The organism is Alkalicella caledoniensis, assembly GCF_014467015.1.
In the GTDB taxonomy this organism is placed as follows: domain Bacteria; phylum Bacillota; class Proteinivoracia; order Proteinivoracales; family Proteinivoracaceae; genus Alkalicella; species Alkalicella caledoniensis.
The window spans coordinates 416823-441265 of sequence record NZ_CP058559.1; the positions used below are offsets into that span (position 1 = coordinate 416823).

The 24443-nt window shown below is 38.8% G+C and carries 18 protein-coding genes, 1 tRNA gene, 3 rRNA genes and 1 other annotated feature; of the genes, 3 read left to right on the forward strand and 19 right to left on the reverse strand.

Annotation, left to right across the window (positions count from 1 at the left end; all coding sequences use genetic code 11):
• Position 1 precedes the first annotated feature (1 nt).
• From HYG86_RS02150 to HYG86_RS02185, 8 genes are all read right to left on the reverse strand, one after another.
• Entirely contained in the window at positions 2–2635 is a 2634-nt protein-coding gene (locus HYG86_RS02150; RefSeq protein WP_213167322.1) for a valine--tRNA ligase, read from the reverse strand.
• Between the two features lie 67 nt (positions 2636–2702).
• Positions 2703–2920 (reverse strand) — a binding site (T-box leader).
• A 62-nt stretch (positions 2921–2982) separates the two neighbouring features.
• Positions 2983–4131, reverse strand: coding sequence for an NAD(P)/FAD-dependent oxidoreductase (locus HYG86_RS02155; protein ID WP_213167323.1), 1149 nt, complete (start codon positions 4129–4131; stop codon positions 2983–2985).
• On the reverse strand, positions 4121–4396 hold the full coding sequence (locus HYG86_RS02160; protein WP_213167324.1) for a (2Fe-2S)-binding protein: 276 nt from the start codon (positions 4394–4396) through the stop codon (positions 4121–4123). The genes HYG86_RS02155 and HYG86_RS02160 overlap by 11 nt, the downstream gene beginning before the upstream one ends.
• A 4-nt stretch (positions 4397–4400) precedes the next feature.
• Positions 4401–4886 (reverse strand): 4Fe-4S binding protein, encoded by a 486-nt coding sequence (locus tag HYG86_RS02165; RefSeq protein WP_213167325.1) that lies wholly within the window; start codon positions 4884–4886, stop codon positions 4401–4403.
• Position 4887: 1 nt separating this feature from the next.
• Positions 4888–5964, reverse strand: a complete 1077-nt coding sequence (locus tag HYG86_RS02170; RefSeq protein ID WP_213167326.1) for an NAD(P)/FAD-dependent oxidoreductase — start codon at positions 5962–5964, stop codon at positions 4888–4890.
• On the reverse strand, positions 5964–6269 hold the full coding sequence (locus HYG86_RS02175) for a (2Fe-2S)-binding protein (protein WP_213167327.1): 306 nt from the start codon (positions 6267–6269) through the stop codon (positions 5964–5966). Before HYG86_RS02175 ends, HYG86_RS02170 begins: the two co-directional genes overlap by 1 nt.
• 390 nt (positions 6270–6659) lie before the next feature.
• Entirely contained in the window at positions 6660–7580 is a 921-nt protein-coding gene (gene hprK, locus HYG86_RS02180) for an HPr(Ser) kinase/phosphatase (RefSeq protein ID WP_213169070.1), read from the reverse strand.
• A 116-nt stretch (positions 7581–7696) separates the two neighbouring features.
• On the reverse strand, positions 7697–8392 hold the full coding sequence (locus HYG86_RS02185; protein ID WP_213167328.1) for a hypothetical protein: 696 nt from the start codon (positions 8390–8392) through the stop codon (positions 7697–7699).
• 260 nt (positions 8393–8652) lie between these two features.
• On the opposite strand from HYG86_RS02185, the gene HYG86_RS02190 reads away from it, so the two are divergent.
• From HYG86_RS02190 to HYG86_RS02200, 3 genes are all read left to right on the forward strand, one after another.
• Complete coding sequence (locus HYG86_RS02190; protein ID WP_213167329.1) at positions 8653–9666, forward strand: ABC transporter substrate-binding protein; 1014 nt, start codon at positions 8653–8655, stop codon at positions 9664–9666.
• Positions 9667–9911: 245 nt separating this feature from the next.
• Entirely contained in the window at positions 9912–10616 is a 705-nt protein-coding gene (locus tag HYG86_RS02195; protein WP_213169071.1) for an ABC transporter ATP-binding protein, read from the forward strand.
• Entirely contained in the window at positions 10606–11448 is an 843-nt protein-coding gene (locus HYG86_RS02200) for an ABC transporter permease (RefSeq protein ID WP_246451865.1), read from the forward strand. Before HYG86_RS02195 ends, HYG86_RS02200 begins: the two co-directional genes overlap by 11 nt.
• Before the next feature lie 80 nt (positions 11449–11528).
• On the opposite strand, the gene HYG86_RS02205 is transcribed toward HYG86_RS02200, so the two are convergent.
• The 11 genes from HYG86_RS02205 to lonB all read right to left on the reverse strand — a co-directional run bounded on the left by HYG86_RS02205 (position 11529) and on the right by lonB (position 24289).
• A complete protein-coding gene (locus HYG86_RS02205) occupies positions 11529–12005 on the reverse strand; it encodes an iron dependent repressor, metal binding and dimerization domain protein (protein ID WP_213167330.1) in 477 nt (158 codons plus the stop codon).
• Between the two features lie 259 nt (positions 12006–12264).
• Positions 12265–12516 (reverse strand): hypothetical protein, encoded by a 252-nt coding sequence (locus HYG86_RS02210; protein ID WP_213167331.1) that lies wholly within the window; start codon positions 12514–12516, stop codon positions 12265–12267.
• Positions 12517–12613: 97 nt separating this feature from the next.
• Positions 12614–12874 carry a hypothetical protein gene (locus HYG86_RS02215; protein ID WP_213167332.1) on the reverse strand — a complete coding sequence of 87 codons (261 nt, stop codon included), beginning with the start codon at positions 12872–12874 and terminating at the stop codon, positions 12614–12616.
• Positions 12875–13051: 177 nt separating this feature from the next.
• Positions 13052–13126, reverse strand: a tRNA-Asn gene (locus HYG86_RS02220).
• 5 nt (positions 13127–13131) lie between these two features.
• Positions 13132–13246, reverse strand: a 5S ribosomal RNA gene (gene rrf / locus HYG86_RS02225).
• Between the two features lie 98 nt (positions 13247–13344).
• Positions 13345–16319: ribosomal RNA gene (locus HYG86_RS02230) — 23S ribosomal RNA — on the reverse strand.
• 341 nt (positions 16320–16660) lie between these two features.
• Positions 16661–18184 (reverse strand): 16S ribosomal RNA (locus HYG86_RS02235).
• The 16S, 23S and 5S rRNA genes sit together here with 1 tRNA gene alongside, the layout of an rRNA operon.
• Positions 18185–18629: 445 nt before the next feature.
• Positions 18630–19487 carry a GNAT family N-acetyltransferase gene (locus tag HYG86_RS02240; protein ID WP_213167333.1) on the reverse strand — a complete coding sequence of 286 codons (858 nt, stop codon included), beginning with the start codon at positions 19485–19487 and terminating at the stop codon, positions 18630–18632.
• Positions 19488–19650: 163 nt separating this feature from the next.
• A complete protein-coding gene (gene yihA, locus HYG86_RS02245; RefSeq protein ID WP_213167334.1) occupies positions 19651–20235 on the reverse strand; it encodes a ribosome biogenesis GTP-binding protein YihA/YsxC in 585 nt (194 codons plus the stop codon).
• Complete coding sequence (lon, locus tag HYG86_RS02250; protein WP_213167335.1) at positions 20235–22544, reverse strand: endopeptidase La; 2310 nt, start codon at positions 22542–22544, stop codon at positions 20235–20237. Before lon ends, yihA begins: the two co-directional genes overlap by 1 nt.
• Positions 22545–22615: 71 nt before the next feature.
• On the reverse strand, positions 22616–24289 hold the full coding sequence (gene lonB / locus HYG86_RS02255; RefSeq protein WP_213167336.1) for an ATP-dependent protease LonB: 1674 nt from the start codon (positions 24287–24289) through the stop codon (positions 22616–22618).
• Positions 24290–24443 lie beyond the last annotated feature (154 nt).

The window sequence follows — 24443 nt, forward strand, 5'->3', positions numbered from 1 at the left end:
ACTAAGCTTTTAACTCCTCTATTCTTTCAATTACAGTTTGACGTTTGCTACGATACTCATCTAACTTTGATTGTTCTTGATGGATTACTGCTTTAGGAGCTTTGTTAACAAACCCAGGGTTAGATAACTTTTTCTCTATCCTTTCCACCTCAAAGTCTAGATTCTTCACTTCCTTATTAAGTCTTTCAATCTCTTGATCAAGGTTTATCAACCCTGATAATGGTAGGAATATCTCCCCTACTCTAACAACCTGTGTCACAGCCTTGCCAATGGATGAATCTAAGGTTTGCTTAACTACAAGGCTTTTCAAACCTGCTAAAGGTTTAATGTATAGTTCTCCATCTATTATATCTTGATAGCTTTCTGTTGTTTTGGCAACAATTACTGCTTCTACATCCTTTTTAGATGCAACGTTCATCTCACTCTTTACATTTCTAATTGCTTTAATTATTTCCATGATATCATTAAATTGTCTTTCCATACCTTTGTCCATGAGTTTTTCATTAACTTCTGGCCACTGTTCTGTAATAAGATACTCTTTCTTATTTGGTAGATGACTATATATCTCTTCTGAGATAAATGGCATAAATGGATGAAGAATTTTCATTGTCTCAAGTAGTACATGACTTAGTACAGACTGTGCCGTTGCTTTATGTTCAATGTTTTCTCCATAAAGCCTTGGTTTGCTTAGCTCGATATACCAGTCACAGAATTCATTCCACAAAAACTCATATACTTCCCTAGCTCCGTTACCTAGCTCATATCTATTTAGTTCCTTATTAACATTTTCTATAGTAGAGTTTAGTCTACTTAGTATCCACTTGTCTGCTAAGGTTAAATTTTTAGTTATATCCATTTGGCTTAGATCAAACTCTTCTAAGTTCATTAAAACAAATCTAGCTGCATTCCATATTTTATTGGCAAAGTTCCTACTAGCTTCTATTTTGTCTTCGCTAAATCTAGTATCATTTCCAGGAGCAATGCCAGTTATTAAAGTAAACCTCAATGTGTCAGTTCCATACTTATCTATCACTTCTAATGGATCAATCCCGTTACCCAGTGACTTACTCATCTTTCTACCTTGACTATCCCTTACCAATCCATGAATATAAACATCTTTAAATGGTGGCATATCTGTAAATTCAAGTGAGGTGAATATCATCCTGGCTACCCAGAAATAGATAATGTCATATCCTGTTACAAGAACAGATGTAGGAAAGTATCTTTTAAAATCTTCGGTATTCTCTGGCCACCCTAAGGTAGAAAAAGGCCAAAGTGCTGAGCTGAACCATGTATCCAACACGTCTTCATCTTGTCTGAATTGTGTTCTTTCGCATGTTGGGCATTTTTGAGGGGTTTGCTTATCAACCATTATTTCACCACAGTCACAGTACCAAGCTGGTATCCTATGCCCCCACCAGATTTGACGGGATATGCACCAATCCCTTACGTTTTCAACCCAATTTAAGTATGTTTTAGAAAATCTCTCTGGCACAAAGTTAATTTCTCCATCTTTTACCTTAGCTATGGCAGGTTCTGCTAATGGCTTCATTTTTACAAACCATTGATCTGAGTAGTATGGTTCTACAACAGTACTACAGCGCTCACAATGTCCCACACTATGGGTATGATCTTCGGTGTGAGTTAAGTACTCTTTATCAGCCAGTTCCTTTATCAATGCTTTTCTACACTCAAACCTGTCCATACCTTGGTAGTGCATGGCTTCTTCGGTCATTACACCACTTTCATCTATTACTACTATAGATGGAAGGTCATGTCTTCTACCTATTTCAAAATCGTTTGGATCATGGGCAGGTGTCACCTTTACAGCACCTGAACCAAATTCCTTTTCAACAAAATCGTCTGCTACTATTGGAATTATCCTACCTGTTATGGGTAGCTTTATGTTCTTTCCAATAAAGTTTTTGTACCTTTCATCCTTGGGGTTAACTGCAACGGCAGTGTCACCTAACATGGTTTCTGGCCTTGTTGTAGCAACAACTAAGAATCCCGAACCATCTTCTAAAGGGTACTTTATATGCCAAAGGTTACCTTGTTTTTCAATATGCTCTACTTCGATATCTGAAAGAGCTGTTTGACATCTAGGACACCAGTTAATTATATATTTGCCTCTATATATTAAACCCCTTTTATATAGTTCAACGAAAACAGTTTGAACAGCTTCTGAGCACCCTTCATCTAAAGTAAACCTCTCCCTGGACCAATCACAGGAAACTCCAAGTTTTTTCAACTGGGATGTTATTCTTTCATGGTATTCATCTTTCCATTTCCATACTAGGTCTAAGAAATCTTCCCTACCTAAATCATGCCTGGTTTTATTTTCTTCTTTTTTTAGGTGTTCTTCTACTTTAATCTGTGTTGCAATACCTGCATGGTCTGATCCTGGAACCCAAAGGGTGTCAAAGCCTTGCATCCTCTTCCATCGAATTAAGATGTCTTGTAAAGTATTGTCTAGGGCATGGCCCATATGCAATACACCTGTTACGTTTGGCGGTGGTATTACTATTGTAAAGGGTTCTGCATCTTTATCTCCTGATGGCTTAAAGAGTTCTTTTTCGACCCATGTCTTATACCATTTGTCTTCAAACTCTGATGGATTGTATACTTTTTCCATAATATTACCTCCTATTTAAAATTAATAAGGGATTACACTTTTATATAAATAAAAAACCCTATCATCCATATAGGACGAAAGGGTTTCATTTCCGCGGTACCACCTAATTTCCGAATTATTAATTCGGCTCTCATACTAATAACGGAAGTTTCCGGCTTATCCTACTGTTGTTCAGATAAGCAGCTTGTAGGCGACTTTCAGTACACATCTGGAGGAAACTCGCAGCTAAATGCTTCCTTCTCTGAACCAGAGTAATTACCTACTCCTCCTACTCATAGCTTTTGAGTATTTGTAAGTTTGAAAATTATTATATCTAAATTTTCCCTGAAAGTCAAATTATTATTCAGTTAGACCACAGAAGGCTCCTTAATTAGTTTGTCCTCTGCAAATCTTTTCAAGTTAAGTACATTAACGTCAATATCTAATGGCTTATCAGTTAACATCTGTGCAGTTAGTTTAGCAACTGACGGTGCTAACATAAAGCCATGGCCACTGAAACCACAGGCAAAGTAAAGGTTGTTTACTTCTTCACTATTTCCTAAGATAGGTTGAGCGTCTGGTGTCATATTATATGAACCTGACCATTGGCGTACAACTTTGAAGTCCTTCAAAACAGGAAGTACTGGTAGTACCCTTTCCGCCATTTCCTCCATGAAGTTCCAACTTGAAGAAAGCTCGGTGGTTTTTAATTCATTAGGGTCACCGAAACCCATTATAAAACTACCATGGGGTACTTGTTGACAGTAAAATCCATGTTTAAGGGAAATAACCATAGGATCTTGAATCAATTTCACTGGTTGAGTAACTAGTATTTGATGTCTTTCTGAATAAACTGGAATTTTAACCCCTGCCATCTCAGCTATATGCTGGGAGTATGGACCAGCTGCATTGATTAAGTAGTTTGTTTCTACACGCCCTTTTGTAGTTAATACTGATTTTACTTTCCCATTTTTTACTTCTACATCAATTACTTCAGTATACTTCTGTACCTTAACTCCAAGTCTTTCGGCACCAATTATATAAACTAGGTTTGCAATAAAGGGATTTATATGCCCATCTTTTGGACAGAAAGTTGCTGCTAGGAGATCCTCTGTATTAAGATGTGGTACAATTTCTTTTGCTTCTCTTGGTGTAAGTAAATTCACATCTATACCCAAGGATTTTTGTAGTTTGATATTCTTTTTGTATTGTTCCACTTGCTTATCAGTGTAGGCTAACATCAAGTATCCCTTTTGTTTGAAGTCAATATCAAAATCTGTAGGGATTTCTTCGTGCAGTCTTTCAAATTCCATTATACTGTCCTTTGCCAGAAGACAATTCATTTCTAATCCCCACTGATGTCTAACTCCTGCACCACACCTTCCTGTTGAGCCAGAAGAAGGGTATTCTTTATCAATAATTATTATATCTTCAACACCAGCTTTAGCTAAGTAATAGGCAATGGAAGCACCGATTATCCCTCCACCAACTATAACAACATTTGCTTTACTCTTCAATGTGCTCACCTCCGAATATTCCTAATGGAACAGGTTTAGACGGCGGTCTGAATTTATGTGGTTTGATTTCCGATACTGGCTTACCTGTAATATCTCTCAATGTACTTTGTAGTAACCCTTGGCAAGTTCTACCTTGACATGACCCCATGCCACATCTAGTTACACGTTTTAATTCTTCAATAGTATCCAAACCCATAGAAACAAGCTTTTTTATCTCACCCACTGTGATATCTTCACATCGACAAATTATTATTTTATCATCCATGGTCTCACCCCTTAACCTTTATAAACCTAACTAAGTTAACATTTTCTTTACTTAGTTCTAAGGTTATCAATGCTGTTCTATCTAGCCTATCATTGTTTCTTACCTTTAGCACTCTAGTCTCTGTTATTGGTGTGCCAGATCGGTCAAGTCCTAATACAATATCTCCTTCGTTAGGAAGTGGAGAGAATTCATATGGTATTGTAAGCTTTGCCATTTCTTCACCACTTGTGTCAACTACAAATATAGCAAGGCCAGGGCATGCACTAACACAGTTTGTACAACCATTACAGATGTCGTGATCAACTTGAGGTATGGTGTTTATATCCTCACCCACACTTACAGCACCTCGGAAACACGAGCTTTCACATGGGTTGCAAGGTATTTCTTGAAAGCACTCAAATACCGCTACGGGCCCCTTGGACATCCTTTCTAGTGAAGGAACCACATTTGTAAGATCTTCTTGTGTAGCTATTCCATTTTTAATAAGCATATTATTCCACCCCCAACTTTAAAAGACCTGAACGTATTTTATCACCAACTTCTCCACTTCGAAGGGTAGCAAGACTTTTTAGAGTTTTTTCCAATTCAAAATCCATATCAATATTTTTTGAACAGTGGTTTCCAAGATTTTTAGCCAAGGCTAATCCTGCTAGTTTCCCTTCTACCATAGCACTACTAGCTTCTTCCACACCGCATACGTCTCCAGCAACAAATAAATTAGGTATGGATGTTTCAAGATATTTATTCCTTGCCGGTACTAATCCACCAAACTCAGGAACGAAAGTCATGTCACACTCTCTTTGCCATAAAAGGTCATTCACTGGAGTTAGTCCCACTGCTAAACATATGGTATCCACATCTAAAATTCGTTCACTTCCAGGTATCACTTTCCAGTTTTCATCTAGTTTTGCTATTTGGGCTCCTGTCACTTCTTCTTCACCAATGGCCCTAAGTATTGTATGACCAGTTAGTATTGGCACACCTGCTCTAGCAATCTTAGAAGCATGTACAAGGTAGCCACCAATCTTAGGAGCCCCTTCTAAAACAGCAACAACATCAACACCTGCTTGTAATAGCTGATAACTCACTATGATACCTATGTTTCCAGCTCCAACCATTAGTACTTTTTTGCCCGGTAGTACTCCTTCTTTATTCATAAGTGTTTGAACTGCACCAGCACCATAAACCCCAGGAAGGTCGTTTCCTTCAAATGGGATGAATTTTTCTTGTGCCCCAGTGGCAACAATTATTCCCTTAGCTTGTACCTTGCTGTATTTTCCTTCATGGTCAACTATTGTTGCCATACCATCTTTATATAACCCTAAGACAGTAGTGTTTAACATTATATCTACATTGCTTAAATTGAACTTATCGGGAATATCTATTCCTCTGGCTCCTGCATAATGCTCTTTAGAACCGAAGAATTTATGTGTTTGCTTTAGTAATTGTCCTCCTAATGCATCTCCTTCATCAACTAACAGAACAGTATAACCTAAAGATCCAAGAACTTGTGCCGCATTTATCCCTGCTGGCCCTCCTCCTATAATTAGTGTATCTACATGTTTCATTAGTTTTCACCTCCAACTGCTAATGTGCTTTCTACTTCCATGTCCTGTTCTGCGTTAGTTACACATATGGCTACGTTTTGTATGCCATCTACTGTCATAAGGCAAGATGAACACTTACCAATGGCACAAAATAGCCCCCTAAACTTTCCGTGTCTTTTGCTTTTGTTTAAAGCCTTATAGCCTGCAGCATGTAAAGCTGCCATTATTGTTTCACCTTCATATGCTTTTACACTTACACCATTGTAGGTAAAACCAATTTCTTTTCCCCTCTCAAATTTTTTAATTGGATGATCCTCAATCCTCATTTCCTAACCCCCTTTTAGCTTTTTGTTTTATATTTGCAATTTATATTGGTCTTTGTTCACTTTTATGCAATAAAGTTCAAAAGAAATTACCGCAATATATATACTTTTCTAATTAAGATATTAAATAATCTATATTTTAAATTCTATGTATTGATGAAAAAATCCTGCAATAATTTATAAAAGTTTTAAAATTTATTTGGTTTTGATTTTTCATTTTATAGTAATAAAGTGTTAATATAACGTAGGAAACCCGCCCTGAGTGACAAATTTACGAATAATAATCCTTTTTTTATTGGTTCATATAACAAAAAAAACAGCACATTGTGCTGTTTCAAATATTTTTTGGAGCAAACTATTACTCACAACCCATTACCTAGGAGCTTTAAATATCTATTTCTCGCTCATTTGAGTTAGTAACCTTGTGTTGAATTCTTCTGGAGTATTTATTCCCATCTTTAAGGATCTGTGGTTCATCGCCGCAACTTCCATAATTATGGCTAGGTTTCGCCCTGGTGCTACTGGTATCTCAAGCATTGGTATCTCTACACCAAATATGTCATAGTATCGTTTATCTAGGCCCAGCCTCTCATAGCTCTTCCCTTGTTGCCATGCTTCTAACTTTATAACAACATCTACCTCTTTATGACCACGTACAGAACCCATACCAAAAAGTTTTACTATATCTACTAGACCAACTCCCCTTATCTCAAGAAGATGTTTTAGTATATCAGGAGCTCCTCCTATGATAGAATTCTCTCCCACCTTCCTTACTTCTACGGCATCATCTGACACAAGCCTGTGACCCCTTTTAATGAGTTCTAAGGCAGTTTCGCTTTTGCCTATCCCACTTTGCCCTATAATAAGCACTCCTACTCCATAAATGTCTACTAGCACTCCATGCATTGTTTTTCTTGGAGCTAGCAAGTTGTCCAGATAATCTGTTACTGATCCGATAAAAGCTGTAGTTTCTCTACTTGCTCCTAAAAGAGGAATATTACCTTTTCGGGCTGCTTCCAGTAAAGCTTCTGGTGGTTCAAATGATCTAGTTAGTATTATACAAGGTAAAGGATCGATAAATAGTTTCTCTGCTCTTTCACTTTGGGTTTTCTTATCTAAGGCTTTGTAAAAGCTTAATTCTGTTTTACCTAATACTTGTACCCTCTCCGTTGGATAATAATCAAAGTATCCCGCCATCTCTAACCCTGGTCTACTTATATCTGCTACCTTTATTGTTCTACTTAAATATTGCTCTCCATGAAATATGGTTAAGTTAAATTTTTGGACGATATCCCTAACAGTTACATTCACCATTGTCAATTAATTCCTCCTTTTGAATTGATTATATATTGTTAAAGAAAATTAGTCAAAAAACCCTTAGGGTAATTAATATTTTTGTACCTGATAAAAAAATAAGCGCCCTTTGGCGCTTATTTTGGTGCAACTATCTGTGTGTCTATATCAAATTCAACTAGGGTAATCTCTGAAACTAAAGAAAAATTACCACTAAGTTCATTTATAAAGATATCAATCTTTGAGATTTTTTCTGTTCCGTAGTCAATATAGATAGATAATTCAACAAAAACTTCATCTATAATATCAACTAGCTCAGGTACATGTGATGATATGTAGTTTTTTACCCCATCTTCATTTAATTCTCCTGAAAATACAATATGGCGCCTTCTATTTAGCCTCAAGGAATCATCTATTATTGCCAAGTCTGCAAATTTTGCAAAATCCAGTAACCTTGAGGGTAAGCTTATAAACGTCTTAAGTTCAGAGGCACCGCCTTCCTCCACTGAAACCCATGTATTGGTCTGGCTTTTAAGATATGTAATTTTGTCTGTTTTGTATATCTCTAATCTAAGTTCATTGGCAGTACCTAAATAATAGGCTTGGTTTGTTTCAATAAATTCCACTCCTGTTAGATCTACAGTAGCCATTTGTTCATCACGGTGTATCACTGTTTTCATTTGGAATTTGATGTTTTCTCTTTGGTAAAATTCATTGGTAAGCCTTTCTAGTGTCACTGAAACTTCTTTGGTTGTAATATCTGCTCCACACCCGGTAATAAGTATTAAACTTAAGATGACTATAATTGCTAAGACTCCTACTTTATTATACATACCAAACTCCTCCCAAATTGTACATCTATTTTTGCTAAACCTATTATTAATTAAATATATAACATTGTAGACTTTGATGCAATATATAAACAATTAACCCATAACACTGATTATAGTTTTTTTGCTTTTTATAATAGGGATGCTTACATTTAGTTATTCGAAGGTACAGTTTTTTTTTAAAGGGTAGAAAATAGATAAATGTCACACAAAGAAACCTTTTAAATATAATGAATTATATCTTATATATAGGAGGTAAACCTATGAAAAAATATATATTTATACCTTTACTAATCGTCTTAGTTGTTTCCCTTGCACTTGTTGGATGTGTAGGAAATAAAGGGGACAATGGAGCTTTGCCTAAGGTAAGAGTTTCAGAAGTTATTCACTCTGTCTTTTATGCACCTCAGTACGTTGCATTGCATTTAGGTTTTTTTGAAGAAGAAGGTTTGGATGTTGAACTCGCTATTTCGTGGGGAGCTGACCGCGGGGCTGCAGCCCTTTTGTCAAATAGTGCTGACATAGCACTATTTGGGCCTGAAGCAGCGGTCTATATTGCCCGTGAGCAGTCAGAGACTAAGTTGATAGCATTTGCTCAACTAACTAAACGTGATGGTTCTTTTTTAGTAGCAAGGGAGGAAATGCCAAACTTTAGTTGGGATGATGTTAGGGGAAAAACAGTTATTGGTGGCAGAGCAGGTGGAGTACCGCAGATGGTTCATGAATATGTGTTAAATGAACATGCTATTAATCCAAGGGTTGATCTAGAAATGATTCAAAATATTGATTTAGCGGCTACGGCGGCTGCCTTTTCCAATGGTGTAGGAGATTTTGTTCAACTGTTCGAACCAGGAGCGTCTAGTATCGAAAAATCTGGTGCTGGCCATGTAGTTGCTTCTTTCGGTGAAGCAGGTGGTGAAATACCGTATACTGTTTACCACGCAACTGAACAATATCTAAAAAACAACCCTGAAATAATCCAAAAATTCACTAATGCCATTTACAAAGCTCAGCTTTGGGTACAAAATCATTCTGCACAAGAAGTTGCTGAAGTAATAAAACCGTCATTTGAGGAAGATGATTTCGATCTAATAGTAAAAGCTGTTGAAAGATATAAAGCTCAGGATACCTTTAGTCAAGATCCGATTTTAAGACCAGAAGCGTTAGATAGATTGCAAGATGTTATTATCTTAGCCGGTGAGTTAGACCAAAAAGTACCATATGAATCTGTGGTTAATACTGATTTTGCAAAAAAAGCTATGGAAAACATCAATTAATCTATCCCCCTTTTACACCAGTGGCTAAATAGCCACTGGTGTTTTGCCTAATTTAAGATAAATGTATCCTAATGGTTACATTTATCGGGGTTACAGTACCTTGTTTCTTCTTTTTTCCTACCTAGATTGTTATATGCACCCCTTTAAACATTTGTCATAAACTGTTTATATGAAATAGTAAAGGAGGGTTACAAGTGACAGAGTTAAAGCGGATTTTGGAATTAAAGGATTTATCTGTAACCTTTATGACAAAAACAGGTGGAACAGAGGCCATAAAAGACATTAATTTAAAAATTACAGAAGGAGAGTTTGTTTCAATAGTTGGACCCTCAGGCTGTGGTAAATCTACCCTCCTCTCTGTAATCGCAGGGCTGATTAAACCCAGCACAGGAACACTCATAAATGATTTTAAATTTTCGGGATATATGTTCCAGCAAGACTTTCTTTTACCGTGGCGGACAATTAAAGATAATACTTTACTGGGGCTAGAGATTAAAGGTTTGAAAACTAAAGAGAGAGTAGACTCGGCTTTAGATTTTTTGAAAAGTTTAGGACTAGAGCATTTTACTAACTATTTTCCCAGTCAATTATCAGGTGGCATGAGACAAAGGGTAGCTTTAGCCAGGACTCTAGCTTTAAGGCCAGATATACTACTGTTAGACGAACCTTTTTCAGCTTTAGATTACCAAGCTAGGTTGAATATACAGCAAGAAGTCAGTGAAACCTTAAGGCATACAAAAAAAACAGTTATACTTGTTACTCATGACATTTCCGAGGCAATAGCAATGAGTGATAGAGTAATTATACTGTCCAGTAGACCTGGTACTATTATTAAAGATATACATTTAGATCTTGATTGCCCCACTAATGATCCCTTTACCTGCCGTAAAGCACCAAACTTTGGTGATTATTTTAATATCATATGGGAGGTGTTAAACAGTGATTCCTAAAGTGTTTAAGAACCTCAAAAAGGCAATTGTAAGAAAAGCTGAAAGTGAAGAGCACAGAGACTATCTATTTAATAAGAAACTAGAGTCTTTCTGGGTAGTATTCACCCAGCTAACTATCCTGTTGGTTTTTATCATAATATGGGAGTGGGCTGCCAATAAAGGTTTAACCAACACATTTTTAACAAGTAAACCTTCAAAGGTGTGGTCAACTATTGTCCGGCTAAACACCTCAGGACAACTTTTCCATCATATTCGCATAACAGTTATGGAAACTGGTGTAAGCTTTATATTGGGTACAATAATCGGAACACTTATAGCCATTGTGCTTTGGTGGTGGAAGTTCTTAAGTCGTGTTTTAGATCCTTATTTATTAGTTCTAAATAGTTTACCTAAAGTAGCACTTGGCCCACTATTCATCATAATTTTTGGTCTTGGTTTTAAAAGTATAATTGCCATGGCCCTAGCAATAACTGTTATTACAACAACTATAGTTGTTTATTCAGGCTTTCGGAACGTTGATAACAACTATTTGAAGCTTGTAAAAACATTCGGTGCTTCTAAATCCACTAGCTTTATCAAGGTTGTACTACCTGCAAGTATACCCACAATAGCATCAGCTCTTCGAGTAAATTTAGGTCTATCTTGGGTAGGTGTTATCGTAGGAGAGTTTTTAACAGGCAGGGCAGGGTTAGGCTATCTAGCTATTTATGGGGGGCAGACTTATCAGATGGATTTGGTAATAACAAGTGTAATACTACTAGCTATAGCCTCAGCAGTTTCATATCAAATACTTGTCCTATTTGAAAACCACATAAAACAAAAATACAGTTAAATGGGTTCCCCTTTTAACTGTATTTCGTTTTATGTAGCTAAGTCCAAAAGCATATTTTTGACTGGAGTATAAATGAAAAGTTAAGATAAATGGTTGTTTTTAAACTTAATGTACTTATCTGTAATTTCTGGGTGTTCTTCGAAAAATTGTGTTAAGATTTCTAAATTGGTTATTAGTTTTGGATTAAAGCTGTGTTCTATCAGTTCAACGTCTTTAAGTATATAGTCACCATTTGATATAAACTTTAAAAAAATCTCCACTGTTTTATGTCTTTGTAAAAGAAATGCCCCTAACTCTTTACCGTCTTGTGTTAATGTTATTATGCCATATTTTTTGTACTCTAATAGTCCTAAAGAGGCTATTTTTTGTACCATCTTAGTCACAGAAGAGTCCCTTACATTTAAAGTTTCAGCAAGTGTTTTTATTCTAACATAACCTTGCACTTTGCAAAATCTATATATCATTTCTAAATAGTCTTCCATACTTGCTGTAAGTAATTTCTTATTCTTTTCTAGTATTTGATAACCCCTTGCAGTATGAAATTGATTTTTATCCATCAAATCACCACTTAATTTTTATTGAGAAAAGCTTTTTTTCCCACTCACACTTTATGTTATCTGATCATATACTAGTCATATGAAAAAGATTTTCCCTTAACTAAAATTTATTGTTTATTCTAGGAGGATATGACATGATTATTAATAATTTAGTTTTAAATAGCGAAGAAGGGGCTTCATGGAGAATAGGAGCTAAGCTGAAGATAAAGTACATACAATTTTAAAAAGCAAGCAGATCAACACATCTGCTTGCTTTTACTTAGTTTCCTTTAAATAAATCCACGTATTTGGTCAAACTTATAATAAGATTCCTCTTCTCACTTTTTTTATAAACTGAATTTGATTCTATATCTTCTACTAGTCTTTTTACTTTCCCTTCAGACCTACATATATTATCGAGATTTATATTATAATCTTCCTCGATTTTACTACACCAATATATCCTATTAGTAATCCCCTTAGATCCTATCCCCTTAGCCTCTAATAAACTCCTAAGCTCATCTTTCCTCAAATAAATACCCCCTTAAGGCTTTTATTAATTTTATTCTTTGAGGAAGAAAAATATGTGAAATTTGGGAGTTAGACAGATAGGGTTAGCGTTAAAGTGGCTAAGATTTTGGCAATTGATTGTCTGGATCTTTAGTTTCATAATCCCTTAAGTAAGTTTCGTGTATACAAATGCCAAATCCTAGGACAGTCATTAAACAGAAAAATATAAAGTACCATAGTGTTCCACTGCCAAGGAGAAAGCCAAAAAACCCATGAATGTCATTGTAACTCCATGGGTTTTTAATAGATAAAATAAAAAGCATATTTATACCAAGAAAACCAAATAGCCATAACAACGCCCCCAAAAACATCTTTTTCATACCAAATCTCCCCCTTTTTTCTTTATAGCTAATTATAGAATATTGCTAGTGAATATACAATAAAAAAAATAGACAATCTAAACATCGACATTGATAACATAGATTGCACAGTTCAAGGGAGGCCCACTACAATGCAAAAAACCGTTCAGTTAATCTGAACGGTTTAGTTTATAAAATTGGCTCCTCAGGTAGGATTTGAACCTACGACCTACCGGTTAACAGCCGGTTGCTCCACCACTGAGCTACTGAGGAATATTACCTAGCGACGTCCTACTCTCCCAGGGGGTAACCCCAAGTACCATCGGCGCTGAAGAGCTTAACTGCGGTGTTCGGAATGGGAACCGGTGTATCCTCTTCGCCATCATCACTAGATGAAACTATCACACTAAATTCATAGCAAGGTTTTCAAAGGTTTTATTCTTAAAGTTTTTCCTGACTGCTGACTACTGTCAGCTGACAGCTTAAATATTTAGGTCAAGTCCTCGACCGATTAGTACTAGTCCGCTGAAGGTATTACTACCCTTACACTCCTAGCCTATCAACCAGATAGTCTTTCTGGGGTCTTACTTCCTTACGGAATGGGAAGTCTTATCTTAAGGGGGGCTTCGCGCTTAGATGCTTTCAGCGCTTATCCCGACCAAACTTGGCTACCCAGAACTGCCATTGGCATGACAACTGGTACACCAGAGGTTCGTCCATCCCGGTCCTCTCGTACTAAGGACAGCTCCTTTCAAACTTCCTGCGCCCGCGACAGATAGGGACCGAACTGTCTCACGACGTTCTGAACCCAGCTCGCGTACCGCTTTAATGGGCGAACAGCCCAACCCTTGGGACCTTCTTCAGCCCCAGGATGCGATGAGCCGACATCGAGGTGCCAAACCTCCCCGTCGATGTGGACTCTTGGGGGAGATAAGCCTGTTATCCCCGGGGTAGCTTTTATCCGTTGAGCGACGGCCCTTCCACTCGGTACCGCCGGGTCACTAAGCCCGACTTTCGTCCCTGCTCGACTTGTAGGTCTCGCAGTCAAGCTCCCTTCTGCCTTTACACTCTTCGAATGATTTCCAACCATTCTGAGGGAACCTTTGGGCGCCTCCGTTACTCTTTAGGAGGCGACCGCCCCAGTCAAACTGCCCACCTGACACTGTCCTAGTACCGGATAACGGTACACAGTTAGAATTCCAGCACTTTAAGGGTGGTATCCCACGGGTGGCTCCAGCAACACTGGCGTGCTACTTTCTCAGCCTCCCACCTATCCTGTACATAAAATGCCAAAACTCAATATCAGGCTACAGTAAAGCTCCACGGGGTCTTTCCGTCTTGTCGCGGGTAACCTGCATCTTCACAGGTACTACAATTTCACCGGGTCCTTCGTTGAGACAGTGCCCAAGTCGTTACGCCATTCGTGCGGGTCAGAACTTACCTGACAAGGAATTTCGCTACCTTAGGACCGTTATAGTTACGGCCGCCGTTTACTGGGGCTTCGGTTCAAAGCTTCGCTTGCGCTAACCTCTTCCCTTAACCTTCCAGCACCGGGCAGGCGTCAGCCCCTATACTTCATCTTTCGATTTAGCAGAGACCTGTGTTTTTGCTAAACAGTCGCTTGGGCCTATTCACTGCGGCCTCTTCTAGCTTAAGAAGTAAATTCTCTCACCATAATGAGGCACCCCTTCTCCCGAAGTTACGGGGTCATTTTGCCGAGTTCCTTAACGAAGGTTCTCCCGAGCGCCTTAGGATTCTCTCCTTACCTACCTGTGTCGGTTTGCGGTACGGGCACCTTACTTCTCGATAGAGGCTTTTCTTGGCAGTGTAGGATCAGTTAGTTCCCCTCATTCGGGTCCCCTTCACTCCTCAGGATTATGAGTCGACGGATTTGCCTATCTACTCTCCCTAAAAGCTTGGACGCACATAACCAACAGTGCGATAACCTACCTTCCTGCGTCACCCCATCTCTCAAACGAAGTTTGGTGGCACTGGAATCTCTACCAGTTGTCCATCGCCTACGCCTTTCGGCCTCGGCTTAGGTCCCGGCTTACCCTGAGAGGACGAGCCTTCCTCAGGAAACCTTAGGTTTTCGGCGAAGATGATTCTCACATCTTTTTTCGTTACTTATACCAGCATTCTCACTTCTATTCGCTCCACTGCTCCTTACGGTACAGCTTCTGCGCAAATAGAACGCTCCCCTACCATGATTTACATCATCCATTGCTTCGGTGATAAGTTTGAGCCCCGTTACATTTTCGGCGCAGGATCACTTGACCAGTGAGCTATTACGCACTCTTTAAATGGTGGCTGCTTCTAAGCCAACATCCTGGTTGTCTGTGCAATCCCACATCCTTTTCCACTTAACTTATACTTTGGGACCTTAGCAGATGGTCTGGGCTGTTTCCCTCTCGACTATGGACCTTAGCACCCATAGTCTGACTCCCGGAAAACAAATATGTGGCATTCGGAGTTTGACTGAGTTCGGTAACCTGGTAAGGCCCCTAGCCCAATCAGTGCTCTACCTCCACTATTTTATTCCGAGGCTAGCCCTAAAGCTATTTCGGGGAGAACCAGCTATCTCCGAGTTCGATTGGAATTTCTCCGCTACCCACAGCTCATCCCCTAATTTTTCAACATTAGTGGGTTCGGGCCTCCATTTTGCGTTAACAAAACTTCACCCTGGCCATGGGTAGGTCACCCGGTTTCGGGTCTACGCAGCCAAACTTCACGCCCTTTTAAGACTCGGTTTCCCTTCGGCTCCGTGGCTTTACCACTTAACCTTGCTTGACTACGTAACTCGCTGGTTCATTCTACAAAAGGCACGCCATCACCCGCGTATGGGGCTTTGACTGTTTGTAGGCACACGGTTTCAGGTTCTTTTTCACTCCTCTTCCGAGGTTCTTTTCACCTTTCCCTCACGGTACTGCTTCACTATCGGTCGCTAGGTAGTATTTAGCCTTTGGAGGTGGTCCTCCTAGATTCCAACGGGGTTTCACGTGTCCCGCTGTACTCGGGTGGCAATTAGGTAGGGTTAATCTTTTCAACTACAGGGCTTTCACCTTCTACGGCCTGTCTTTCCAAACAGTTCGTCTAAAATTAACTTTTGTAACTACCTTGATATCCTGCAAGATACCACAATTGCTCCCTCAACCCACATGTAACAACGATTGCAGTCTTACATCACATGTGTTTAGGCTCTTCCCATTTCGCTCGCCACTACTTAGGGAATCGATTATTCTTTCTCTTCCTCGGGGTACTTAGATGTTTCAGTTCCCCCGGTTGCCTTCTACTACCCTATGTATTCAGGTAGTGATACTATGGTATTAACCATAGTGGGTTGCCCCATTCGGAGATCCACGGGTCAAGGCTTGCTTACAGCTTACCGTGGCTTTTCGTAGTTCGCTACGTCCTTCTTCGGCTCCTAGCGCCAAGGCATCCGCCGTGCGCCCTTAGTAACTTGACCAAATAAATGCTTACGCATTTGATCGTTTATTGCTCTAAGAACACTCTTTGTTTTTCGTTAACTTGTTACAGTTAACTAACCTTTGCTTATTGAATTTCGTGTGTAGTTTTCAAAGATCGTTAGAAAGAAAAGGACTGAACAAGTTCAGTCAACTAGTTCTTTCAAAATTGGACAGCATATACCATATTTGAGTTGTGATTTTGTTTTTGTAAATTAAGGTACGTATTCATTTTTACAAGGTGAACATTCTTGATAAAAATGAAGTACGATGCTGACTAAAGCATAGCTTTAGCAGCGATAAGAAGTAGATATCACTTAATGTGATATCAGTGTCTCCTTAGAAAGGAGGTGATCCAGCCGCACCTTCCGATACGGCTACCTTGTTACGACTTCACCCCAATCATCTACCCCACCTTCGACGGCTGCCTCCTAAAAGGTTAGCCCACCGGCTTCGGGTGTTGTAAACTTTCGTGGTGTGACGGGCGGTGTGTACAAGGCCCGGGAACGCATTCACCGCGACATTCTGATCCGCGATTACTAGCAACTCCGACTTCATGTAGGCGAGTTGCAGCCTACAATCCGAACTGAGACCTGTTTTAAGGGATTTGCTCCAGATCACTCCTTCGCTTCCCGTTGTTCAGGCCATTGTAGCACGTGTGTAGCCCAGGACATAAGGGGCATGATGATTTGACGTCATCCCCACCTTCCTCCGGTTTATCACCGGCAGTCTCTCTAGAGTGCCCAACATTACTTGCTGGCAACTAAAGATAAGGGTTGCGCTCGTTGCGGGACTTAACCCAACATCTCACGACACGAGCTGACGACAACCATGCACCACCTGTCTCTCTGCCCCGAAGGGACACTATTATCTCTAATAGCTTCAGAGGATGTCAAGTCCTGGTAAGGTTCTTCGCGTTGCTTCGAATTAAACCACATGCTCCGCTGCTTGTGCGGGCCCCCGTCAATTCCTTTGAGTTTCAATCTTGCGATCGTACTCCCCAGGCGGGGTACTTAATGCGTTAACTGCGGCACAGAGGGTATCTAAACCCCCTACACCTAGTACCCATCGTTTACGGCGTGGACTACCAGGGTATCTAATCCTGTTTGCTCCCCACGCTTTCGCACCTCAGTGTCAGGTACAGTCCAGAAAGTCGCCTTCGCCACTGGTGTTCCTCCTAATATCTACGCATTTCACCGCTACACTAGGAATTCCACTTTCCTCTCCTGTCCTCAAGTCCAGCAGTTTCAAATGCATTACGGGGTTGAGCCCCGCATTTTAACATCTGACTTACTAGACCACCTACGCGCGCTTTACGCCCAGTGATTCCGGACAACGCTTGCCCCCTACGTATTACCGCGGCTGCTGGCACGTAGTTAGCCGGGGCTTCCTCCAGAGGTACTGTCATTATTCATCCCTCTAGACAGAAGTTTACGACTCGAAAGCCTTCATCCTTCACGCGGCATTGCTGCGTCAGGGTTGCCCCCATTGCGCAATATTCCCCACTGCTGCCTCCCGTAGGAGTCTGGGCCGTGTCTCAGTCCCAGTGTGGCTGATCGTCCTCTCAGACCAGCTATCCATCGTCGCCTTGGTAGGCCGTTACCCTACCAACTAGCTAATGGACCGCGGGCCCATCCTACAGCGATAAATCTTTCCTCCATAAACCATGCGATCCATGAAGCGTATCCGGTATTAACATCAGTTTCCCGATGGTATCCCGAGCTGTAGGGCAGGTTGCCCACGTGTTACTCACCCGTCCGCCACTAAGTTAAGTAAAAAGCAAGCTTTCTACTTAACTCCGTTCGACTTGCATGTGTGAGGCATGCCGCCAGCGTTCGTCCTGAGCCAGGATCAAACTCTCCATTAAATTGAAAAGTTATATCATTCGCAGTTCGTTATTGGCAGTTAGCAGATAGCTAAATACTAATAACTTAATGCGTTGATTACTGACTTCAGACTTTCGTCTGGTTTTAATCACTTTAAACTCAAATTCGAATTAACTTGTTTACCAAGTTTTTTTCTTATGGTATAGTGCTGTTCAATTTTCAAAGAACTGTCAGTAGCTCGTGCTACTTTTTTTGTTACTTCGCCTCTTAGCGACAAAGACTATCTTATCATTTTTAACCTGTTTTGTCAACATTTTTTTGAATCTTTTTTTAGATTTAAAAAATGATGACATTTAGTGATGTGTCTAAGCACATAACATAATATAGCATAATATAGTCACCTTGTCAACATATATCAATAGTCTTTTTTTGGTTTATTTCCACTTATATTATTACCTTAACATTATTTCTTAATCATAGTGTGAACTATTTTTCTAACTTAAATCTATAACTACACATTTCATCCTTAATAGTAAAGCCTACTTTTTTATAGAGATTTATGGCTTGAGTGTTATTTGCGTTAACACTGAGTATTACTTCCCTTGATTTTTTAAGTTTAAACCAATCTAACGCACCATTCATAAGTTTATAACCTATACCTTTTTTTTGATACCTAGGGTTAACTCCTATAAACTCAACATTGCCGTTTTTCAGTGAATCTTGAGTGACAAAAGCATAGCCTACAAGGCTTGAGTCTATGGTTTCCACTAATACAGCATTGTTATCATCTAGTTTGTTTAGTATTTGCATGCCTGTATAGTACGTGTTGGGAAATAGGTTATTATGAAGCACCACAAAGTCTTTGAAGTATTCATCTTTTAATAAATGGAAACCTGCGCTGTCTTTGTGTGATTGCGGATCTATTTGCAATACAGTATGTTTTCCACTTAGATCAAATTTTTTATCAACTAGCCACGTTATGCATTTGAAATTTTTTTCATTACAGTAACCAAGAATATATTTAACTTCTTTAGGCAGTTTTGTTAGCATTTTAGCCCAGAGGGTTGTTGTCATTTCTGTATTATACTCTTCCCTAATAAAGGGTCCCCATAATTCAATTGTTTCATCATAGAAGTCATAACCTAAGGCAGAAATGATTTTTTCTCCTTTTTTTACAATTATAAAGCTCTTCAATAATTCTGGATCTTTTATTATAGTGTTGTAAATCTCTTCTTGATTTGTTCCACAGTAACCTATGTGATACTCAGGTAATGAATTCATTTCACTTAGAAATGCCGACAGGTTTTCTAAGTCAACAACTGTAGCACTATCAGTAAATTTCATATACCCACCTCCCTTAACTTAATTTTTATATTCTTCTTTATAAGGCTAACTCCTGCCTATATTTAAACTTTTAGTAATTTAATGTTAAAAAATTATCCTATATTACAACTATCTTACTGCCAGCTTCATAATTGAAAACAAAAAAAGCGTCAGTAGACGCTTTTTAAGATTCAATTAGTTCCCCTATGGCTTCCCAGGCTTCTTCTCTGCCTATTCCAGTTTCAGCTGAAAAAACTATGGGAAATCCAGTAGGTATATCTAGTTCCTTACATATATCTTTGGCATGTTTTTGTATCTTACCCTTAGGGATTTTATCGGCCTTTGTCATTACTATCATCACAGCTAGCTTATTTTCTATCAACCACTTGAACATCTCCTTATCTTCTTTTGACGGCAAGTGGCGAATATCAATTAACTGCACGACACCTTTTAATGTAGGTCGATTTAAAAGATATGTTGTAATCATGTTCAACCAAACATCCCTGTGGCTTTTTGAAACTTTAGCAAATCCATAACCTGGTACGTCAACAAAGATCATATCTTCATTTATAAGATAAAAGTTTAATGTTTGAGTTTTGCCGGGTTTACCACTGGTACGTGCTAAGTTCTTTCTATTTATCATTCTATTTATGAAGGAGGATTTTCCTACATTTGATCTTCCTACCAGAGCTATTTCAGGTAACTCTAATTCAGGGTATTGATCTGGCTTGACAGCACTTATTAAAATTTTACTATCTTTAATTTTCACTACTTTTCCCCCACTAATGCAATTTCCCAAACTTCTTCAATACGTTCAGCGAATTTAACTTTAATTTTCTTCCGTACGTTGGATGGGATATCGTCAATATCTTTTTTATTGTCTTTAGGTAAAATAACTGTCTTGATTCCTGCTCTATGGGCAGCTAAAACTTTTTCTTTAACCCCACCAATAGGCAAGACTTTACCCCTTAGAGTTATTTCCCCTGTCATTGCAACATTTCTACTAATTCCTTTGTTGGATAATGCAGAAAGTAATGCTGTAGCCATAGTAATCCCTGCAGAAGGCCCATCTTTAGGTATTGCGCCTTCGGGAACATGAATATGAATATCTTTGTTTTTATAAAATTCCGGATCAATACCTAAATCTTCCGCCCTAGATCTTATTAAGCTAAGGGCTGTACGTCCAGATTCTTGCATAACTTCACCTAGTTTTCCAGTTAGAGACAGCTTTCCACTGCCTGCCATTGTAGTTACTTCTATTGCCAGAATATCTCCACCTGTTTCAGTCCAAGCCAAGCCAGTGGCTACACCAACCTCGTCTTTCTCCTCAATCTCACCCCATCTAAACTTAGGAGCACCTAAGAAAGTATGAAGGTTTTGCACTGTAACTTTGACATTTTCTTGATTACTAACTATTTGTTTAGCACCTTTCCTACAAAGGGTCGCACAAACTCTCTCTAAATTACGTACACCGGCTTCCCGGGTGTATTCCCGTATTACTTTAGTTAAAGCTTGGTCGGATATAGTGAATTGGCTTATATCAAGTCCATGTTCTTTCATTTTTCTGGGCACGAGATATCTTTTTGCAATTGTTAGCTTCTCATCTTCAGTATATCCTTCGATATAAATAACTTCCATCCTATCTAGTAAAGGTCTTGGAATAGGATGCAAAGCGTTTGCAGTTGTTACAAACAAAACACTGCTTAGGTCAAAGGGCAGCTCCACAAAGTGATCACTAAAAGTACTATTTTGTTCTGGATCTAGTACTTCAAGTAAAGCAGCTGAAGGATCCCCTCTGAAATCCATGCTCATTTTATCTATTTCATCTAATAAGAATACAGGATTAGTGGACCCAGCATTTTTCATTCCTTGAATAATTCTTCCTGGAAGGGCAGCTACGTATGTCCTACGATGACCACGGATCTCAGCTTCGTCCCTTACTCCACCTAGGGATATACGCACAAATTCCCTCTCCAGTGACCTTGCAATGGATTTTGCTAGAGAAGTTTTCCCCACTCCTGGAGGACCCACTAAACATATTATTGGACTCCTTGTACTACTTGCCAACTGCCTCACTGCTAAAAACTCCAGTATTCTTTCTTTAACCTTTGCTAGTCCGTAATGATCTTCATCTAATATTTTTTCTGCATGCTGAATATCTAATCTATCTTTAGTGTGGTTATCCCATGGCAAAGCAAGAACCCAGTCTAGATAATTTCGAAGTACAGAATTTTCAGCGGCATTTGGGGCCATTCTTTCTAACTTGTCAATTTCCTTCTCTATCTTCTCTTTAGTTTCGTTGGGCACTTTTAATAAAGCTAGTTTTTTGCGATATTCGTCTACCTCTTCCCTTTGAGTATCACCTAGTTCCTTTTGGATAGCCTTTATCTGCTCCCTTAGATAGTACTCTTTTTGGGTTTTTTCCATTTGCTTTTTTACCCTTGAATTAATAGTTTTTTCTATCTCTAATATTTGGATCTCTTTAGTTAGAATTTCTAATACTTTTAGCAATCTTTCCTTTGGTTCAAAAGCTTCTAGGACTTGTTGTTTTTGTTCTATTTTTAGTGTAAGGTGAGATGTTATTAAATCTGCAAGCCTTCCTGGCTCATTTATGTGTTCTACTACTTCTAGTGTATCTGGTGGTACTTTTTTGCTTAGCTTTATATATTGTTCAAACTGAAATAGAGTGTTTCTCATAAGTGCTTCCATTTCAGTATTCATTTGTTCACTTTCTACTATAACATCTACATCTACCTGAAAATATTTTTCTCCCTCTAGGTATTCATTTATCCTAACCCTATTAACTCCTTCTACTAAAACCCTAATAGTACCTCCAGGTAGTTTTAGTACTTGCTTTACTTCCGCTAGTGTGCCGTATTCATACAAGTCGTTATGGGAAGGTTCGTCTGTTTTACTATCTTTTTGTGTAACTAAAATAATCTCACTGTTTTTTACCATTGCTGCATTTAGTGCGGACACTGATTTTTCTCTTCCTACATCTAAATGTATAATCATATTAGGGAAGACTATTATTCCCCTAAGTGGCATTAAAGGCAGTTTCTTCTTTGTTTGCTCCATATAAATAACCTCCAATCATGGAATATGATAATTAGTATTTTATACCATCATGTAAAAAAAGACAAGGTAAGTTAACCCTGTCCTATGGATAAAGCTGTTAAAACCCGAGGCACTTTATGGTTAATTGATTCATCAATCAGAACTGAATCAAGGACTTGCTCGACCCTTTCCACTGGTATAACCTCGATGTTTTCTAACCCTTTAAGCATTTCTTGATAATTTTCTCGGGGTATATAAACCTTTGTTGCCCCTGCCTGTCTGGCCGCTTCAATTTTGGGCACGATGCCACCAACTGGTTTTACATACCCTCTTATGGATAATTCTCCAGTCATAGCTACCTTTGAATCAACTGCTCTGTCAAGAATTGCTGAATAAATTCCTGTTGCTATGGCTATTCCAGCTGATGGACCATCGATTGGTGTGCCACCTGGAAAATTTATATGTATGTCATAATCCCTTGGGTCTTCATTCATAAATTTCTTAAGTACAGTTAAAACATTTTCAATTGATCCTTTTGCCATACTTTTTCTGCGAATTTTTCTACTACCACTTCCAAGTTCTTCTTCATCAACAACGCCAGTTATAGATATACTCCCCTTACCTTCTTGGGTTTTAACTGCTGTTACTTCTATCTCTAAAAGTGCTCCCATGTTTGGTCCGTAAACTGCTAACCCATTTACACAACCCACTTGGGATTCTTCTGAAACCTTTTTTTCAGGTCTAGGAGCTATTTGGCTACTGTTTACAACCCATTCTATATCCGCTTGTTCAATGCTTTGTCTAGACTCATTTATGGCAATCCCTGCTGCGATCTGAATTACATTTACTGCTTCTCTTCCGTTAGTTGCATATTTTTTAACAACTTCTAAGGCTCCAGATTCTATAGGATATTGAATTTTATCTGATGCATTCTTTGCTATAATACCTATTTCTTCAGGTTTTAATGACCTAAAGAAGATTTCAACACACCTTGACCTGATGGCAGGGGGTATTTCATCGGGTTGTCTTGTTGTTGCACCAACTAGCCTGAAATCAGCAGGTAATCCTTTTTGGAATATTTCATGGATATGTCTAGGGATATTATTATCTTCTTCACTATAATAAGCAGACTCCAAGAAAACTTTTCTATCTTCTAGTACCTTTAATAGTTTGTTCATTTGAATAGGGTGTAATTCACCTATTTCGTCTATAAACAATACTCCTCCATGAGCTTTTGTTACTGCACCTGGCTTAGGCTGCGGTATTCCAGCCATACCCATAGCACCAGCGCCTTGATAGATCGGGTCATGGACAGATCCAATTAGGGGATCAGCTATTCCCCTTTCATCAAATCGAGCTGTGGTGGCGTCCAGTTCAGTGAATTGTGCATTTTTTTTAAAAGGTGAAAGTCCATTGTTTTTCGCTTCTTCTAGTACTACCCTCGCAGCAGCAGTTTTTCCTACTCCTGGTGGTCCATAAATAATAATATGTTGGGGATTTGACCCGCACAAAGCGGCTCTAAGGGCTTTTAACCCTTGCTCCTGCCCTATTATTTCTTTTAGGTTGCTGGGTCTTGTTTTTTCAGCTAAAGGCTCTGTTAAGTATATCTCCCTCATTTTTTGGAGTTTTTCCATTTCTTTTTTAGATTCCCTATCTATAGCAACTTTGTTTGATTGTTGTGAACGTAAAAGGTTCCAAAAATAGAGACCAATCACTATAGCGAAAAAAATTTGTACTAGTGTTATAATCCCCATGATATCAGTCATAGGTTGTTTCCCCCTTTACTTTTTTGTAGTTTAGCTTAAGTTATTATTGACCTAAGGCAAGGGAAATATCCAAAGATTTTAGATGTTTTGTGGGGGAGATGAAGTTGGACAGGTGAAGTCTGGAGGCATAAGACAGGAGTCAGCAGATAGGAAA

Excerpts from the sequence above, each read along its gene's own strand:
- HYG86_RS02150 (WP_213167322.1), bottom strand. The coding sequence starts at position 2,635 with ATGGAAAAAGTATACAATCCATCAGAGTTTGAAGACAAATGGTATAAG.
- HYG86_RS02160 (WP_213167324.1), bottom strand. The coding sequence starts at position 4,396 with ATGGATGATAAAATAATAATTTGTCGATGTGAAGATATCACAGTGGGT.
- HYG86_RS02165 (WP_213167325.1), bottom strand. The coding sequence starts at position 4,886 with ATGCTTATTAAAAATGGAATAGCTACACAAGAAGATCTTACAAATGTG.
- HYG86_RS02170 (WP_213167326.1), bottom strand. The coding sequence starts at position 5,964 with ATGAAACATGTAGATACACTAATTATAGGAGGAGGGCCAGCAGGGATA.
- HYG86_RS02175 (WP_213167327.1), bottom strand. The coding sequence starts at position 6,269 with ATGAGGATTGAGGATCATCCAATTAAAAAATTTGAGAGGGGAAAAGAA.
- hprK (WP_213169070.1), bottom strand. The coding sequence starts at position 7,580 with ATGGTGAATGTAACTGTTAGGGATATCGTCCAAAAATTTAACTTAACC.
- HYG86_RS02185 (WP_213167328.1), bottom strand. The coding sequence starts at position 8,392 with ATGTATAATAAAGTAGGAGTCTTAGCAATTATAGTCATCTTAAGTTTA.
- HYG86_RS02190 (WP_213167329.1), top strand. The coding sequence starts at position 8,653 with ATGAAAAAATATATATTTATACCTTTACTAATCGTCTTAGTTGTTTCC.
- HYG86_RS02195 (WP_213169071.1), top strand. The coding sequence starts at position 9,912 with ATGACAAAAACAGGTGGAACAGAGGCCATAAAAGACATTAATTTAAAA.
- HYG86_RS02205 (WP_213167330.1), bottom strand. The coding sequence starts at position 12,005 with ATGGATAAAAATCAATTTCATACTGCAAGGGGTTATCAAATACTAGAA.
- HYG86_RS02215 (WP_213167332.1), bottom strand. The coding sequence starts at position 12,874 with ATGAAAAAGATGTTTTTGGGGGCGTTGTTATGGCTATTTGGTTTTCTT.
- HYG86_RS02240 (WP_213167333.1), bottom strand. The coding sequence starts at position 19,487 with ATGAAATTTACTGATAGTGCTACAGTTGTTGACTTAGAAAACCTGTCG.
- lon (WP_213167335.1), bottom strand. The coding sequence starts at position 22,544 with ATGGAGCAAACAAAGAAGAAACTGCCTTTAATGCCACTTAGGGGAATA.
- lonB (WP_213167336.1), bottom strand. The coding sequence starts at position 24,289 with ATGACTGATATCATGGGGATTATAACACTAGTACAAATTTTTTTCGCT.